Source organism: Cyclobacterium sp. 1_MG-2023 (genome assembly GCF_030546805.1).
In the GTDB taxonomy this organism is placed as follows: domain Bacteria; phylum Bacteroidota; class Bacteroidia; order Cytophagales; family Cyclobacteriaceae; genus Cyclobacterium.
Genome location: NZ_JAUOPC010000002.1, coordinates 201,204 through 217,376 on the forward strand (window position 1 = coordinate 201,204; position 16,173 = coordinate 217,376).

Sequence of the window (16,173 nt, forward strand, 5' to 3'; positions counted from 1 at the left end):
GAAATGCAAATATACAGTCAAAAATTTTATTTATTTTCTGATTTCCAGTTTTTGTCCCACTGAAAGGAGATTATCTTCACCAATATTATTCCAACGCCTTAATTCTTCTACTTTAACAGCAAAAGCCCTTGAAATAGAGTAGAGGGTATCTCCCGGTTTTACCTGATATTCCTGATAAGTCTCTTTTGTTTCTTTGGGGGCTTGCGGAGCCGTAGGCACAGGATCTTTTTTTGAAGGGCTTACCTCTACCTTTGGTTGAGCTTGTTGAGGACTTGGTTGCCTTCTCTGTTCTATCTTGGGCTCAGCAGCTTGGATAGGTGCAGGACTCAGTTTCACGCGCTTTATACTTTCGTCTTTTTTATAGTATTTTCTTAAGCGCAATACCATTCCCGGCAAAAGCTGCTCATCTTTATAAATCCTATTTTTGGCCATTAATGAATGCATTCTGATTCCATACCGTTGAGAGATTTCCCAAAGGGTTTCTCCCGGCTGAACCACATGTTCCGGTGTCTTGGCTTTACTTTTTTTGTTTTTAGTATAATAATAGGCTCCCGGTTGAATGGGATCTGACGCTTTTAAATCATTGACCCTCCTTAACTTCCCTTCACTTATGCCAGCCTGAATCGCCAGTTGACTTTGGCTATTGGCAATGGCAATAATACCTTTAATTCCATTGATTTTTATTTGATTGGCCTGATTGGCATTGCCTAGGTTTCCTGTGATTTTTGGGAAACCGGAAGCATTGGCCCTGCTTGCAAGCAACCCTGCATTATTTGTAGAAGGCGGATTATTGGTGAGCAATGGCCTTTCGGGAACAATGCCGTTTAATATATAAGTAATGGTATAGGTTTTGTCATCGGGTATTTTTCCTCTCAAACACCATTTGTTATATTCCTTTAAATGACTTTCACTTACACCCAAGGTTTTTGCTACAGTTTTAAGGTTGGTAGGCCCTTTGACAGGATATTCATGTAGATAATTTCCATTGCTGACCATTTTCCCAAGCTGGCCTTGGTAAGCGATTTTATGTGCCAAAAACTTTTTGAGGTACCAATAGGTGCCACGGCTTATGTCCATGTTTCGGTGACCTTTGTACTTGTCTTTATAGTAGCGCCTAGCCCCTCCTAAACCCATTTGGTAGGACACCAAGGTGGTGGCCCAGTTGTCCAGGTACTTCTGGTGCTTTTTTAAATACCTGGCAGCACCTCTGGTAGCCGAAACAATACTTTTTCTTTCATCCACCTCATTGTCCACTCTTAAAAAAACTTCTTCAGCGGTACCTTTTTTAAATTGCCAAAAACCAACAGCATTAGAAGTGGAGACCGCATCCGAAATCAGGCTGCTTTCCTGGATTACGAGAAATTTAAAATCTTCAGGAACGCCTTCTTCCCGAAGGACCCTTTCGACGATGGGTAGATAGAGGTTAACACGATCCAGCTTTACTTGAAAATGAGAGGCACTTCTGTATTGTGCATCTACATCTGCTTGGATATCCTTTCTGGCAGCATCATTTAGCTTTAAGGTTAAGCCTGCAAACTCAATGATTCGGGGAACCTGTGGTGCCTGCCCAAATACCGGTGCATTTAGATGGATAAAAAATATTAAAAAGGCAATTACTGTTTTTTTCATTCTTTGATTCCGGTTAAAGCTTCCGGGCAAGCATGATGCCATCCCTTATCGGTAAAATTACATTTTCAACTCTCGGGTCATTGTTTACTTTCTCATTGTAAGCCAAAATCGCGGCTGTGTTTTTATCCAATTTTTTGCGGTTCTTCTCCAAGACCTTCCCGGACCATAAAATATTGTCTGCCAAAATCAATCCTCCGGGCCTCATTTTGTCGACCACCAAATCAAAGTAGTTGACATAGTTGCGCTTGTCAGCATCAATAAACACAAAGTCCAAAGGCTTCTTTAAGGTTGGGATCACTTCAAGGGCATTGCCTATTCTATAATCAATTTTTTTATCAAGGCCTGATTGCTTGAAAAAACCACGTACCATTTCTTCCAATTCCTCGTTGACATCAATTGTTGTCAGTTTACCTTCGGGAGCTAGCCCTCTGGCGAGAAAAATGGATGCATACCCTGTAAACGTACCAATTTCCAAAACATTTATACCGCTTGTCATTTTTACAAACATTTCCAGCATTTTTCCCTGCAGGTGGCCGGACAGCATCCGAGGTTTCAAAACCTTTAAATGCGTTTGTCTTTTGATCAACCGAAGTAGTTTGTCTTCACTTCCACTGTGGTCTTCACAATATTTTAATAGTTCTTCGTCCATCGTGACTATTTGGGTAGATAGGTTAGAAAACTAAATTTATCTATATCATATATTTCATTGGCAAGTTCCAATAGTTCTTCAGCTGTGCAAGACCGTATGCTTGAAAAAATGGCTTCTAAAGGTTCAATTTCACCTTTGTCTAGAAGATTTTTGCCATATACCAGCATTAGTCCGGCATGGTTTTCTTCAGCCATGGCCATCTGCCCAATGGCTTGTTCCTTGCCCATATGCAACTGCATACTCCCGAGTTTTCGGGTGCAAATGCGTTGAATTTCTTTTAAAACAATTTTCCGTGCTTTGGCTGCTGCTTTTTCTTCAGTGCCATAATAGATGCCAATAAAGCCTGTGTCTGTAAAAGCCTGATAAACCGATTCTATGCTGTATACCAAACCGTGTTTTTCCCGCAAAGCCATATTGAGCCTTGAATTCATACTTGGGCCCCCTAATATATTGTTGAGCAGGTGAAGCTTATATCTCCTGGGATCATGGATGGAGAGCGCCGGTTTGCCTAAGGCGCAATTGGCTTGGCTGATGTCTTTATGAAAAGCATTGGATTTTGGTACATAGGTCAAGGAAGGAACCCTTTTTTTAGCGCTTCGGCTGGCGGGAATATTGCTTAATAAAGGAGCCAACCGGTTGACTGCCTTCTTAAAGCTGATATTGCCTACTACCGAAAATACCATCTTGGAGGTATCCAAATGCTCCGCAATAAAATTGATAAAGTCTTCCTGAGTAAAACTTCGGACTGAATCCTCAGTACCAAGAATATTATAGCCCAGAGAATGGTCGGGAAAGAGTAAGCTGTCAAATTCATCTTGGAGGGCATCATCCGGTGAATCCCTGTACATGGCCATTTCCTCCAATATCACCTGCCTTTCCTTTTCTATTTGCTTGGGAGGGAAGGTGCTGTTAAAAGTGATGTCACAAAGTAAATCAGCTGCCTTGTTCCAGTGCTGCTGTAATACTGTTGCATAGAAACATATTTTTTCTTTGGTAGTATAAGCATTGAGCTCTCCACCTACAGAGTCAAGTCTATTGAGGATGTGAAAAGCCTTTCTTTTTTGGGTGCCTTTAAAAGCCATGTGTTCCCAAAAATGTGCCAAGCCAACCTGTTCCTCCGTTTCATCCCTGCTTCCGATGTCAAGAATAAATCCACAATGAACCAGACGGGTACTGCTTACTTCCTGATGAACAATTCTAATACCGTTTTCAAAGGCCTTGATTTGATATGTCATACTTCTCTTTCCAAAATACAAAAATAGCATCAATTATTGGGAAAGAAACCAGGTAGTTGAAAAATTGGAGCCTATGATGGTATTTATCTGGGAAATGAGGGATTTACTTGCTTATAAAAAAGGAATGCCAATAAGAAGGACCTTTGTAATCCGGTATTAGTACCCATTAAGTTTACTCATTAGCACGGATACAGGAATTATCGCGAAGTTAATATTATTAGGGCCTATTTAGCTATGATAATAGGTATTGGTTCCAATAACTATATGAAACGGCCAAGTAGACTTCGGGTTTCGGCATGCTAAAAAGTGAGCCAATTTTGTGCTTTAATTGGCCTTACAGAAAGAATTTTGGTTGAAGTAACTCACATGATTATCGGATTTTCATCCTATCCATTAAACCCTAATTAAAAAAAAATGAATTTTTTTTCAAAAAGTTTTTTTGAGGTGAAATGCAAATTAAGTAAAACGATTTGCAATTAAGGTTTTTTGTAATGGGTAATCTCATAAAACATTGAAATACAAAGGGATTAGGTATGGTTAGGTGATTTGTTTTTACCGATTTTATGTTCCAATTTTGTCATGTTATCAAGTGTAAATAACTGCACTGATCATTTTTAATAGCTCTAATAAAGTAGATTTTAAGATTATGAAAAGTCAAAAAAAATTAATGTTGGCCCATCTTTTTGCTCTGGTATCTTTGGTTTTGATACTGGCTGTTGCCAACCTGTTGAAATTAAATATTTCCATTAGTGGTGGGGTGAATTTTCTTCATGTTGTATTGATTGTAGTTCCTCAGTTAGGATTTGGTTATTTGTTTTGGAACAATGTTAAAACCGAAAAGAAAGTGTTGAGTTGATTTTTTGAAAAGATTCCAAGCGTTTGGTTTATGCGCCTGGAACTATTGAATTTTTTGGGATTTTTTGAAGCTTACCAATACCTATTTTTTTCTTATTTTTTTATTTTTTTTCCCACCTTTCGCTTACAATTTAAAAGATTTAATTATTCCAAAACTTATCCGGTTTTTGTGAAGGATTTGGTTCCCATTTAAACTTTGTGACAAAGGTGTCTGCCAAACAAAGCTTAAAGTCCAATCTTTAATGTTGAGATCTGTTCCGGCTTGAGCAAAAATCACATCCCCACCGGTTAGGGCTTGTTTTTCCCCTTCCCAAGTGTCATTTGCTGAATGTTCAAAATATCCACCTAGGTTGGGGACCAAAATCCAGTTGTTTTGAAAGGTAAATTGATGAAAGCCTACAGCAGATCCATTAAAACTGTTACCAAATTGGTATTCTTGACTCCCTTCAGTGGCTGTTTTATAGCTGAATGAAAGGTTGGCTCCTGTTTTGGTATAAAACAACTGGTAGTTCATTCTTCCAATCAAACTCCAGGATCCTGTGCCGGGCTGGATAATCGGATCATAAAGTTGCTCACCATTGGCTATTTGTCTTGATTGTCCGGTGGGTGCAGTAACGGCTATTCCGGGACGGAAAGTATGTCTTGCCTTGGAGTTGTAGATGTAATGTATATAATCAGCAGCTAAAGTCAAATCCCCCCAACCTTTTACACTTATGGTAGTATCCTGAACGGGATTGGGTAGATCTAACAATTTTTCATAATAGACAATATTGGATTCGTAGGGTAGAAGAAAGGCGAAGTTCCAGTTGTTTTTTAACATAAAATTCCCTCTCAACTCTACCGTTTCATAGGTTTCCCAATCCATTTTTGTTTTGTTGACATAGAGCGCGTTGCCTTCCGGTTCGTGCATAACTACCTGATCAGGGATAGTAGCAGATAAGGTCCTAGCATTGGGCGTATAGTTGTTAGCAAGGCTGTTTTCAAAAACAGCGTTTGATACATTGGCCGTGGTGATTTGGTTGGTGGTATTCCCATACTGTGTGTAATCCCCAAAACTGCGGTGCCTGTAAAACAGACCAAAATAGCTTCTGTTTTGCAAGAGGCTGTATTCAAAAAAGTTGCAGCTATCGCATGCTTTGGCCTCTTTTGGTAAAAAGGAAAATGTCAACAGGGTGATGGCTAAAATAGTGAGTCTTTTCATGGTTGTAAACCTATTTTTGGTAGGCTGGATTTGTAATAAAATTATAATCGTTAAGGCTGTTAAGGAAAGCCAATAGTTGTGTTCTTTCGGTAGTACTTAATACAATGCCATTCTCAAGTTGTGGGGCCAAGGTTTCATTGGTCTTTATGCCGGTTTCATAGTGATCCAATACCTGCTCAAGGTTAGCAAACCTGCCATCATGCATGTAGGGAGCCGTAAAAGAAAGGTTTCTCAGGGAAGCAGTTTTATAAGCACCCATGTCCTCGTCTTTGTAGGTGATTCTGTACCTGCCTTGGTACAATCCTTCCAATTCAGGTGGATCGGGATAGCTGCTGTCCAGACCATTGTTGTGATAACTTAAATCTGTAAACAAACCTTCCTTATGGCAGCTACTGCAATGTTCTTGGTATACGCTGTAGCCTTTCAACTCTTCGGAATTGAGCTCGGTTTCGTCCCTTTTCCATTGGTCATATTTGCTTTCGTCGGATATCAGCGTCCGCATAAACTGAGCAAGAGACCTGGCAATGCTAGAACTTGTAATGCTGTCTGAAGAAAAGGCCTCCTGAAATAACAGAGGGTAAGCTTCATGGGTGTTGATGTATTCAAGTACTTCATTTAGATCTGCTGCCATTTCATCGGGATGGGTAAGTGGGCCGAAAACCATGGATTCCAAGTCATTGGCTCCACCTTCCCAAAAGAGTCCATCATGCCAAGCCAGGTTAAATAAGGCAGGAGAATTCCTATGCAAGGCCAAACCGGATACTCCAATATTGGTCAATGCCAGTCCATCGCTGAAAGCTTTTTCCGGCAAGTGACATCCTGCACATGAAACTTTTCCATTGGCAGACAATCCCGGGTCAAAAAACAGTGTTTTGCCCAATTCTACTCCTTCTTTGTTGAGGTAATTCCTTACCGGTTGTGGGAAGTCATTTTGCTGAAGCGTAGAAGAATACACCGGAACATAATATTCCGGTGTATTTTTTTCCACCTCATCAAATGCAGGCATACAAGCATTTGACAAGCCTGAAGCCAACAGTATAAATAACAAACCGGTTTTGCGGAAGCCCATTTAATTGGGAGTGTAAATATGATTTATTTGATGGAAAAAAGGCTTTTCTGGTAATTGTTCGCCACAGAAATGGCCAATGGTCCTCCCATGATACTTGTGCTTTCTAGCTCGTGTACCACTAGGTCACTGTCGCCGGTGAACAAGCTGCTTATTTCGGCTTCTATGTCAAGGTCTACCATGGCTTCACTGCCTAAGGTTAAGCCCTCTGAAGATAAGTCAAAAGAGAATTCTTTGAAATTAACTTCTGTCTCAGGATCGTTATTGCCAATATGAATGACAAGCCCTCTTCTGTCAGAACTTTCGTATTCCCATTCACCTTCCAAGACCAAAAACTTGTATCCTGTTTTCCAGCTCCAGACCATATCATTGTTGGGGTCAAGATCTCCAACCTGATCTGTAGATAGGTTTCTTTCTTTGTCTATGCCTACGTAATAAGATAGTTTGTCGTAACTCCCAGCCGGTACTTCAAAAGTGATTTCTTTTTTTCCGGCTTCATCAATAAGGTAATAACCATCTGCTACGAAATAGGTGTTGCCGGTTTCACTGTTTTCAAACGTGATATTAGAAATGTAATATTTAAATTTACTCGGGGTGAAGCTTTCACCTGAGGGCAGGTTATAAGCTTTTCCATCCAGTTCTAATGCTTCTCCATTGAGAACATGAGCGAATTCAAGGTTCACTTGAATTGAAGTAAACATTTCCTCTTCGTCATCTTTACAAGAGGTAAAGCCTAAAACGACTAATAGTATAATAGCTAAATTTTTCATCATATTTTAATTAAAAGGATCCGAAAATGCCGGATCGGTTATGAATGTCTCGTCTGTTAATGTGTGTAAAAAGGCGATAATGGCCTCTTTTTCTTGGCTAGTAAGGTGGAGTTTTACGGGCTCTCCCTGTGTAATGATTTCATTGCTGGCTTCCAGGATAAGGATGTCCAAAGTCGCATTGCTTTCTACATGCTCATTGTAATGGTCCAGTACTTCTTCCAAAGTGTTAAACCTACCATCATGCATATAGGGTGCGGTTAGTGCGATATTCCGTAGCGTTGGCGCTTTGAATTTCCCCTTGTCTTCCGATTTTCCCGTGACCGCCTCTAAGCCCGAATCTAAATTTTCATCCGAATCCAATCCGTTGTTATGAAAGCCCAACAAATCGTTTCTATCGCCTGAAGTCAAAAAACCCAAGTGACAGTCACCACAATTGCCACCTCGCAAGGCTATAGATGCTTCCGGGTGAGTGAAGAAAAGCTCCATTCCCAACTGCTCTATATCGGTAAGGACAATTTCTTCATTGATCCATTGGTCAAACCTGGAGTTTCCGGAGACAAGCGTCCGCATAAACTGGGCAATTGCTTTACTGACCAGATCTGCACTTATCTGGTCTGTTCCAAAAGCTGCTTTAAATCGTGCTGGATAATCCGGATCATTTTGCAATCTCACGACCGCTTCCTCAATGGGTAAGTTCATTTCAGTAGGATCCGAAATTGGCTGAAGGGCCTGATCTTCCAAGGATTCAGCACGGCCGTCCCAAAAGAACCTGGATGTCCAATGTAAATTAGCCAATGACATGGCGTTCTTTACACCAATGGTGCCATTTACACCGGTGCTAAACTGCTCACCATCCGTGAAAGCCTTAGACTGCTGATGACAGGAAGCACATGAAATGGACCCGTCCAGTGACAGTTGTTTTTCATAGAAAAGCATGCGGCCTAGCGCTACACCTTTCTCTGTGAGTGGATTGTCGCTTGGGGAAGCAATATTGTTAGGGAAATAATCAGGATGTTGTAATTCAATTTCGGTGATATCGGGAAGGGGTTCTTCAACCAATTCTTCCTTGCATGCCCAAATTGACGTACAAATCATGATTATCCCAATAGAATAAGTAATTGGGAATCGTGACATAACCTTTACCAGCCAATGTAAAATAATAGAAAATGTGACAGGTTGCCCTAAAGAAACGTCAAAAAAGCGAGTTTGATTGCAATTTTGGTGTTAAAGCGACTATGTTGTAAGCCTTGTCTGTTTATCAAGACTTTAAACCAAAATGTACAACAACTGTTCTAATTCGTGTTTTAAATTAAATGGCACGCTGTCAAAGAGAATTAGGCAATTGCTTTGGGTGGGTGAAAAATATCTACGAGTTGGGAAACCCTGTAGGCTTCCTGATAGGAAGCTCCATGATTTAGGGTTGTGGATGGAAGGGTAGTCAATGAAATAGAGGCTTCTTGTAAAATGAAAATGCCAAAGTCTCTATTAAATTCTATGCCTCCTGCTTGGTTTTCTTTTTGGTCCTGGGCCTTTTTTAATTTCTCTGCCAGGAAACATTGCCCATCGCAATGCAGCATGGGTTTGTCTTTATTCACACAAAAGTTCTCAATGATATAAGCGCGGTTGATGGTGAAGTCCATCTGTATGACAGAAAAAACCAAGCCGTTGAGCAAGATCATCAAGGAGAGAGATATGTGAATTATTGCTTTCGCCATTTGAATGCAAAAGTAAGGATTTATTTGTTTAAATGCACTTTGTTTGCAAAACTAAAATTGCTTCATGGGCTTATGATTTTGATCATTATCTCAGCCCTTAAATTTGCCTAAGTTTATTAAAAGTAACAGTAACCCATGTGATAGGGTTCAATGAGGTGAAGTGGATAAGTTGATTCTGAGTGTTTAGGGTAAAATTTGGTACCTGTTCAACCCCATCCGGGGTTGTGGTGTTTGAGGTAGGTTTCTGACCCGTGGGTTGCCACCCACGGCTATTATTGTTCAGGCCCTCCAGGTCTGGGATGATGAATATAATAAGTTCAGAATTAACTTGATTATGTAATATTCGGTGAGGGGATTGTCAATATTGGCTGAGGCGTGTCTGGTGGTTGTGATATATTCGGTGGCTACGGTGACTGAGTTGTCTCCGGTGGCTGAGCCTGTCGAAGCCGTCGAAGTCGTCGAAGCCATCGAAGTCGTCGGATCCGTCGGAGTAAAATTGCCGATTGTTTTTATAATCGCCAATATTGATGAAGTGATTTTGACTGACGAATAAGCTTTCAGGGTTTGAAGTTATGTAATGTGAGCAGTTGAGGGAAAAGCGACCCTGCCCAATGATTTTTTAAGTCACGTAATAACTTGTTCGTAATCTAAACCCCGGCAGGGGTGATATTATTGTAGCCAGTGGCCTCAGCCACTGGTTTAGTAAATTATCAGTTGATATGATTTTGGCGGTATTGTTGCTCTTTTCTGCAACAATGCTGACAAAATTACACCGTCTATATTATATCAAAAACGGGCATGAGGTCAAATCAAATTACCCAGCCCTGAATGCAAAATACATCAGCCCATGGTGCCAACCCTATATTAAAATGCAATACCAAACCTCAGCCCTAAAAAGTGGAGCCGGCATTGCAAATGCCTCGTATTCTTTTAAAATCGATAAATGGGAGTAGTTCTAAACTACTCCCAGAGGAGCAGTTCAGGAAAAAGTTACCTGCCCAATTATTTTTTAAGCCACGTAATAACCTGTTCGAAACCTAAACCCCGGCAGGGGTGATATTATTGTAGCCAGTGGCGTTAGCCACTGGTTTAGTAAAATTATCCCCCATCATGATTTTGGCGGTATTGTTGCTCTTTTCTGCAACAATGCTGACAAAATCACAACTATTTCTAAAATGGCGAAATCCCTAAACACAGGGTGGGACCCCTATGTTAAAATGCCAAATCAAATCTCAGCCTTGAAAGGTGTAACCGGCATTGCAAATGCCTCGTAATCTTATCAAATGGATGGTAGGGAGTAGTTCTAAACTATTCCCAGAGGAGGAAAAGCGAGCCTTCCCAGTGATATTTTTAAGCCAGGTAATAACCTGTTCGAAACCTAAAACCCCGACAGGGGTGATATTTTTGTAGCCAGTGGCCTCAGCCACTGGTTTAGTAAATTATCAGTTGATATGATTTTGGCGGTATTGTTGCTTTTTTTCTGCAACAATGCTGACAAAATCACAACGTATATTTCTTGTCAAAAACGCGCATTAGGTCATTGGGTTAAAATGTGAAACCATATCCCAGCCATAGAAAGGATAATATATTATTTTCTTCCCTTAACCTGTATTGGTCAAGCCGGAATTTCTCCACACGTTGCCATAAATTTATCCATCAAAGTTTAGAAAGAAATTTTAAACTTTGATATTAGTTGTTAAATGGTTAAGTTTAGTTCTCTTTCCTTTAAGTATTGAGAAACTTTATAGGTGAACTTTGATAAGAAAAACTCCATTTTGACAAACTCTTTATATGCTAATTTTTACAAATAATTTATTAGAAAACAGGAATGTTTTTATCATTTTCCTTTTCCTATTTTGTTCATGTCAGGGAGAAGAAGAAAATAAATTGCTGGAAATAGTAAAAGTTAAGGAGATAGAAATTAAGCCTGAAGTCCTGACCTTACCTAATCCGCCTTATGTACATTTGATAGAATCAGATTCAGGACAATACCTTTTTTACCTGAATCCTAATTCAAAGAGTTTACAGTTTATGAATATGGAAGATGGAAAAGTGGCCAATGAGATCGTTTTGGAATACGATGGCCCGAATAGTATGAGCAGACGTTCCGGAATTGCAGGTCTGGAAGACGACAAAGTTTGGACAACTTTTAGGCCACATGCCATTGCTTATTTCAACTATAAGGCAGAAATACAATTTAAAAAGGACATTCCATCTGGTGAGGTTGATATTACTTATGTAGGATCTAGTTTTCAAAAGGGACTTCACCAATATGGTGATAAGGTTTTTGGCATGCAACCGCTTTTTATGAACCATCATGGGATGAATAAAGAAGACATTCAAAAACATTCTCTGGTCTATAGTTATGATATGGTTTCAGATCAGACCAAATGGTACGATGTGTATTATGCTAAGGATTATTGGGATAGTGGGAAAAAACTATCTGATTTTTCATTGGTAAGAAGAGAGGACAAGCTTTATATATCCCCATGGTATGACCATGAAATACAGGTATTTGACATGGAGCAAGAAAAAGTGATTAATAAGGTGGCAGTTAAGTCAGATCATATCAATAGCTTTTATTATGTAAATGAGATTCCAGGCACACACGAAGAAGGGTTAATGGGCTATTTAAAAAATGATCTATATGGAATAATTCTTTATGACAAGTACAGGGATTGTTTTTATCGTTTTTTTTATCCGGGATATACGGATGATGAAGAATATCCAATAGATAAACTGTGGATGCTAAGAAATTCAAGACCTTATACAGGCGTGATGGTTTTGGACAAGGAATTGAATATAATAGGTGAACATGTCTTTGATAAATTTCAAGTTCATGCTTCTTCTAATGTATTTGTAGGAGAAGAAGGCTTATACCTTTCGCTTAACAATATAAACAGTCCTGATTATGATGAGGATCATTTAAGGTATATGGTGGTTCGGTTTGATGTGGGGGAATGAAAAGAAGAAGCGTTTATTATGGTAATGCCTTTGGATTTTTGTATCCTATCTAGCGGAGCCGGCATTGCAAATGCCTCGTAATCTTTTTAAATGGATGGTAGGGAGTAGTTCTAAACTACTCCTAGGAGAATTTTATTAATGAACAGTTAATTCTATAAATAAAATTGAAATAATTATATATAAAATATATTAGGTAGGTAAAATTATTTATAAAAAATAAATTAGAATATTATTTCCCAGAAGGGGAAAGTATGTGTGTTATATTGATTGTATAGGTCTTTTTGTAAAGCTTATACGAAATAATATATTGTTAATTGGTGTTTGTGATGTAGTGTTATTTTGTTCCTTAAGAATTTTAGGCTTGTTTAATTTTGTAGTTTCATTTTTTTTTTTTTTTTAGTTTTAACTAAATAAATGTTACACTTAAATTTTCTTATTATTTATGAAAAAGTTAATTAAAAAACCAGTTCTTTTATTGGGTACTCTGGGAGCATTGATTGGTTTAGGCTTTGTTTCTACGCAAAATGCAGATGTAAATGCACAAGGTTCTGTTAAATGGTGCGATTACAAAGTAGATGCTAATGATGTAGCTTCATGTGCTGATCCGCTTACTGAAGTATCTTGTATCTGTGAAGATCAGTGTTAAAAATTAAAAGTCAGCCACTTATTTATTCGGTGGTTGACTATTAAGGTTTTTTACTTTTAATAATTTCTTAATGAAGTTAAAAATAATGATTGGTATTCTCCTACTATTTTGTTCCTGTCAGAGAGAAGTAGAAAACAAATTGCTGGAAATAGTAAAAGTTAAGGAGATAAAAATTAAGCCTGAAGTTCTGACCTTCCCTAACCCTGCTTATGTTCATTTGATTGAATCAGATTCAGGGCAATACCTTTTTTACTTGAATCCTACTTCAAAGAGTTTGCAATTTATGAATATGGAAGATGGAAAAGTGGTCAATGAGATCGTTTTTGAAGACGATGGGCCAAATAATATGAGCAGACGTTCCGGAATTGCAGGTCTAGAGAAGGATAAGGTTTGGGCAACGTTTAGGCCGCATGCTATTGGTTATTTCAATTATAAGGGCGAAATACTGTTTAAAAAGAAAATACCTTCTGGTGAGGTTGATATTACTTCTATAAGATCGAACTTTCACAAGGAACTTCACCGCTACGGGGATAAGGTTTTTGGTATGCAACCGCTTTTCATGAATCATCATGGGATGAATAAAGAAGACATCCAAAAACATTCTCTGGTCTATAGTTATGATATGGTTTCAGATCAGACCAAGTGGTATGATGTATATTATGCTAAGGATTATTGGGATAGTGGGAAAAAACTATCTGATTTTTCATGGGTAAGAAGAGAGGACAAACTTTATATATCCCCATGGTATGACCATGAAATTCAGGTATTTGACATGGAGCAAGAAAAGGTGACTAATAAGGTTAAAGTTAAGTCAGACTATATCAATAGCTTACATTATGTAAATGAGCTTCCAAGGACGCACGAAGAAGCATTAATCAATAGGTTAAGTCATGATATTTATGGGATAGTTCTTTACGACAAGTATAGGGATTGTTTTTATCGGTTTTTTTATCCAGGATATACTGACGATGAAGAATATCCAATAGATAAACTGTGGATGCTAAGAAATTCAAGGCCTTTTATAGGCGTGATGGTCTTGGACAAGGATTTGAATATAATAGGTGAACATGTCTTTGATAAATTTCAAGTTCATGCTTCTTCTAATGTATTTGTAGGAGAAGAAGGCTTATACCTTTCGCTTAACAATAAAAACAGTCCTGATTATGATGAGGATCATTTAAGGTATATGGTGGTTCGGTTTGATGTGGGCGAATGAGCAAAAGAAGCGTTTTTATTATAGTAATGCCTTTGGATTTTTGTATCCTATCTAGCGGAGCCGGCATTGCAAATGCCTCGTAACCTTTTCAAATGGATGGTAGGGAGTAGTTCTAAACTACTCTTAGGAGAATTTTATTAATGAACAGTTAATTCTATAAATAAAATTGAAATAATTATAGATAAAAAATATTGTGTAGGTAAAATTATTTATAAAGATTAAATTAGAATATTATTTCCCAGAAGGGGAAAGTATGGGTGTTATATTGATTGTATAGGTTTTTTTGTAAAGCTTATACGAAATAATATATTGTTAAGTGGTGTTTGTGATGTAGTATTATTTTGTTCCTTAAGAATTTTAGGCTTGTTTAATTTTTTAGTTTCATTTATTTTTTTTTTGTTTTAACTAAATAAATGTTACACTTAAATTTTCTTATTATTTATGAAAAAGTTAATTAAAAAACCAGTTCTTTTATTGGGTACTCTGGGAGCATTGATTGGTTTAGGCTTTGTTTCTACGCAAAATGCAGATGTAATTGCACAAGGTTCTGTTAAATGGTGTGATTGGAAAGATGCACCTGGTGATCCTTTAGATGGGTGCAAAATTCCAATGGATAATGAACCATGTATTTGTGAAAACCAATGTTAGTTTCATTTGGATTCTTTGTTTTTCGGTTTTTTTGAAAAAGGAAATTTGAAACGAAAAAGGAAGGTCTTTGTGGTTAAAACACCTTGTTAATAGGTTAAATATAAATTTCATTAAGAATTGTTGTGTTAATTGAAATTTGAGATAATTTTTAAATGCCATTCGTTGAATTTATCATCGAATGGCATTATAGTTAATTGAGATGATTATGAAAGTACAAATTATTATTATTTTTCTATTGTTTTGCTGTTGCCAAAATAGTCAAAAAAAAGATTCAATTGATCTGGTAGTTATAAAGGAGATTGAGATTAAACCTGAGAAAAATTTATTCCCTAACCCGGCTTATGTCCGTTTGGTAGAATCAGATTCAGGTCAACACCTTTTTTACATTAATCCTAATTCAATGCGTTTACAATTTATGGATATGGAAGATGGAAAAGTGGCCAATGAGATCATTTTGGAAGACGATGGGCCGAATAGTATGAACAGAAGTTCAGGTATAGCCGGTTTAGAAAAAGATAAAGTTTGGGCAACTTTTGAGCCTCATGCCATAGGTTACATCAATTATAAAGGGGAAAAACTGTTTGAAAAGTCCATTACCTCAGGTAAAGTAGATATTACTTATTTGGGTTCGGATTTTGATAAAGAATTGCATCGATATGGGGATAAGGTTTTTGGCATGCAGCCGTATTTTATGAATCATCATGGGATGAATAAAGAAGACATTCAAAAACATTCTCTGGTCTATAGTTATGATATGGTTTCAGATCAGTCCAAATGGTATGATGTGTATTATGCTAAGGATTATTGGGACAAAGGAAAAAAAAGAGCCTATTTTTCATGGGCAAGAAGAAAGGACAAGCTTTATATATCACCATGGTATGATCATGAAATCCAGGTGTTTGATATGAGTAAGGAAAAGGTAATTGAAAAGATAGATGTTAAGTCAGATCATATCAATAGCTTTTATTTTTTAAATGAGATTCCGGGATCCCGTGAAGAGGGGAGGGTTAATACATTAATTCATGACCTTTATGGAATAATTCTTTATGACAAGTACAGGGATTGTTTTTATCGTTTTTTTTATCCGGGATATATGGATGAAAGAGAGTATTCTTTAGAGAAACTAAGTATGCTAAACCGCTCGAGGCCTTTTATAGGCGTGATGGTTTTGGACAAGGATTTGAATGTAATAGGTGAGCATGTCTTTGATAAATTTCAAGTACATGCTTCTTCTAATGTATTTGTAGGAGAAGAAGGTTTATACCTCTCTCTTAACAATGAAAATAGTCCCGATTACGATGAGGACCATTTAAGGTATATGGTGGTGCAATTTGAGGTGGGGAAATGAAAAGAAGAAGCGTTTATAGTTAAAATACCTTTATTTTTATTCGTCCTTTCTTGTGGAGCCGGCATTGCAAATGCCTCAATTTCTTTTAAAATCCATAAATGGGATTAGTTATAATCAACTCCCAGATCCCTGTTCAACCCTTCTAGGGTTGTGGTATTTCAGGTAGACTTCTGACCCGTGGGTTGCCACCCACGGTTATTATTGTTCAGGCCCTCCAGGCCTGGGATGGTG

At 37.9% G+C, this 16,173-nt stretch carries 16 protein-coding genes; 8 read left to right on the forward strand and 8 right to left on the reverse strand.

Features of this window, described 5'->3' with window-relative positions; translation table 11 throughout:
* Positions 1-30 precede the first annotated feature (30 nt).
* The 3 genes from Q4534_RS03220 to Q4534_RS03230 are packed head-to-tail and all read right to left on the reverse strand — an operon-like array spanning position 31 to position 3,513.
* Complete coding sequence (locus tag Q4534_RS03220) at positions 31-1,629, reverse strand: LysM peptidoglycan-binding domain-containing protein (protein ID WP_303611733.1); 1,599 nt, start codon at positions 1,627-1,629, stop codon at positions 31-33.
* Between the two features lie 13 nt (positions 1,630-1,642).
* Positions 1,643-2,278 (reverse strand): O-methyltransferase, encoded by a 636-nt coding sequence (locus Q4534_RS03225; protein WP_303611734.1) that lies wholly within the window; start codon positions 2,276-2,278, stop codon positions 1,643-1,645.
* A gap of 5 nt (positions 2,279-2,283) precedes the next feature.
* The gene (locus tag Q4534_RS03230) at positions 2,284-3,513 is read right to left on the reverse strand and encodes a pitrilysin family protein (protein ID WP_303611735.1); all 1,230 of its coding nucleotides are present in this window, start codon (positions 3,511-3,513) and stop codon (positions 2,284-2,286) included.
* Between the two features lie 646 nt (positions 3,514-4,159).
* Between Q4534_RS03230 and Q4534_RS03235 the strand changes: the two genes are divergently transcribed.
* Positions 4,160-4,369, forward strand: coding sequence for a hypothetical protein (locus tag Q4534_RS03235; protein ID WP_303611736.1), 210 nt, complete (start codon positions 4,160-4,162; stop codon positions 4,367-4,369).
* Between the two features lie 123 nt (positions 4,370-4,492).
* On the opposite strand, the gene Q4534_RS03240 is transcribed toward Q4534_RS03235, so the two are convergent.
* The 5 genes from Q4534_RS03240 to Q4534_RS03260 all read right to left on the reverse strand — a co-directional run bounded on the left by Q4534_RS03240 (position 4,493) and on the right by Q4534_RS03260 (position 9,120).
* On the reverse strand, positions 4,493-5,569 hold the full coding sequence (locus tag Q4534_RS03240) for a hypothetical protein (RefSeq protein ID WP_303611737.1): 1,077 nt from the start codon (positions 5,567-5,569) through the stop codon (positions 4,493-4,495).
* 10 nt (positions 5,570-5,579) lie between these two features.
* A complete protein-coding gene (locus tag Q4534_RS03245; RefSeq protein ID WP_303611738.1) occupies positions 5,580-6,638 on the reverse strand; it encodes a cytochrome-c peroxidase in 1,059 nt (352 codons plus the stop codon).
* A gap of 23 nt (positions 6,639-6,661) precedes the next feature.
* Positions 6,662-7,408 carry an MbnP family protein gene (locus Q4534_RS03250; protein WP_303611739.1) on the reverse strand — a complete coding sequence of 249 codons (747 nt, stop codon included), beginning with the start codon at positions 7,406-7,408 and terminating at the stop codon, positions 6,662-6,664.
* 3 nt (positions 7,409-7,411) lie between these two features.
* Complete coding sequence (locus tag Q4534_RS03255; RefSeq protein ID WP_303611740.1) at positions 7,412-8,500, reverse strand: cytochrome-c peroxidase; 1,089 nt, start codon at positions 8,498-8,500, stop codon at positions 7,412-7,414.
* Between the two features lie 239 nt (positions 8,501-8,739).
* Positions 8,740-9,120, reverse strand: coding sequence for a hypothetical protein (locus Q4534_RS03260; RefSeq protein WP_303611741.1), 381 nt, complete (start codon positions 9,118-9,120; stop codon positions 8,740-8,742).
* A gap of 364 nt (positions 9,121-9,484) precedes the next feature.
* Between Q4534_RS03260 and Q4534_RS03265 the strand changes: the two genes are divergently transcribed.
* From Q4534_RS03265 to Q4534_RS03295, 7 genes are all read left to right on the forward strand, one after another.
* On the forward strand, positions 9,485-9,673 hold the full coding sequence (locus Q4534_RS03265) for a hypothetical protein (RefSeq protein ID WP_303611742.1): 189 nt from the start codon (positions 9,485-9,487) through the stop codon (positions 9,671-9,673).
* A gap of 166 nt (positions 9,674-9,839) precedes the next feature.
* Positions 9,840-10,073 (forward strand): hypothetical protein, encoded by a 234-nt coding sequence (locus tag Q4534_RS03270; protein WP_303611743.1) that lies wholly within the window; start codon positions 9,840-9,842, stop codon positions 10,071-10,073.
* Between the two features lie 838 nt (positions 10,074-10,911).
* The gene (locus Q4534_RS03275; protein WP_303611744.1) at positions 10,912-12,084 is read left to right on the forward strand and encodes a DUF4221 family protein; all 1,173 of its coding nucleotides are present in this window, start codon (positions 10,912-10,914) and stop codon (positions 12,082-12,084) included.
* 442 nt (positions 12,085-12,526) lie between these two features.
* Complete coding sequence (locus Q4534_RS03280) at positions 12,527-12,730, forward strand: hypothetical protein (protein ID WP_303611745.1); 204 nt, start codon at positions 12,527-12,529, stop codon at positions 12,728-12,730.
* A gap of 70 nt (positions 12,731-12,800) precedes the next feature.
* Positions 12,801-13,946 carry a DUF4221 family protein gene (locus Q4534_RS03285; RefSeq protein ID WP_303611746.1) on the forward strand — a complete coding sequence of 382 codons (1,146 nt, stop codon included), beginning with the start codon at positions 12,801-12,803 and terminating at the stop codon, positions 13,944-13,946.
* 441 nt (positions 13,947-14,387) lie between these two features.
* Positions 14,388-14,594 carry a hypothetical protein gene (locus Q4534_RS03290; protein WP_149392600.1) on the forward strand — a complete coding sequence of 69 codons (207 nt, stop codon included), beginning with the start codon at positions 14,388-14,390 and terminating at the stop codon, positions 14,592-14,594.
* A gap of 205 nt (positions 14,595-14,799) precedes the next feature.
* On the forward strand, positions 14,800-15,942 hold the full coding sequence (locus tag Q4534_RS03295) for a DUF4221 family protein (protein ID WP_303611747.1): 1,143 nt from the start codon (positions 14,800-14,802) through the stop codon (positions 15,940-15,942).
* Positions 15,943-16,173 lie beyond the last annotated feature (231 nt).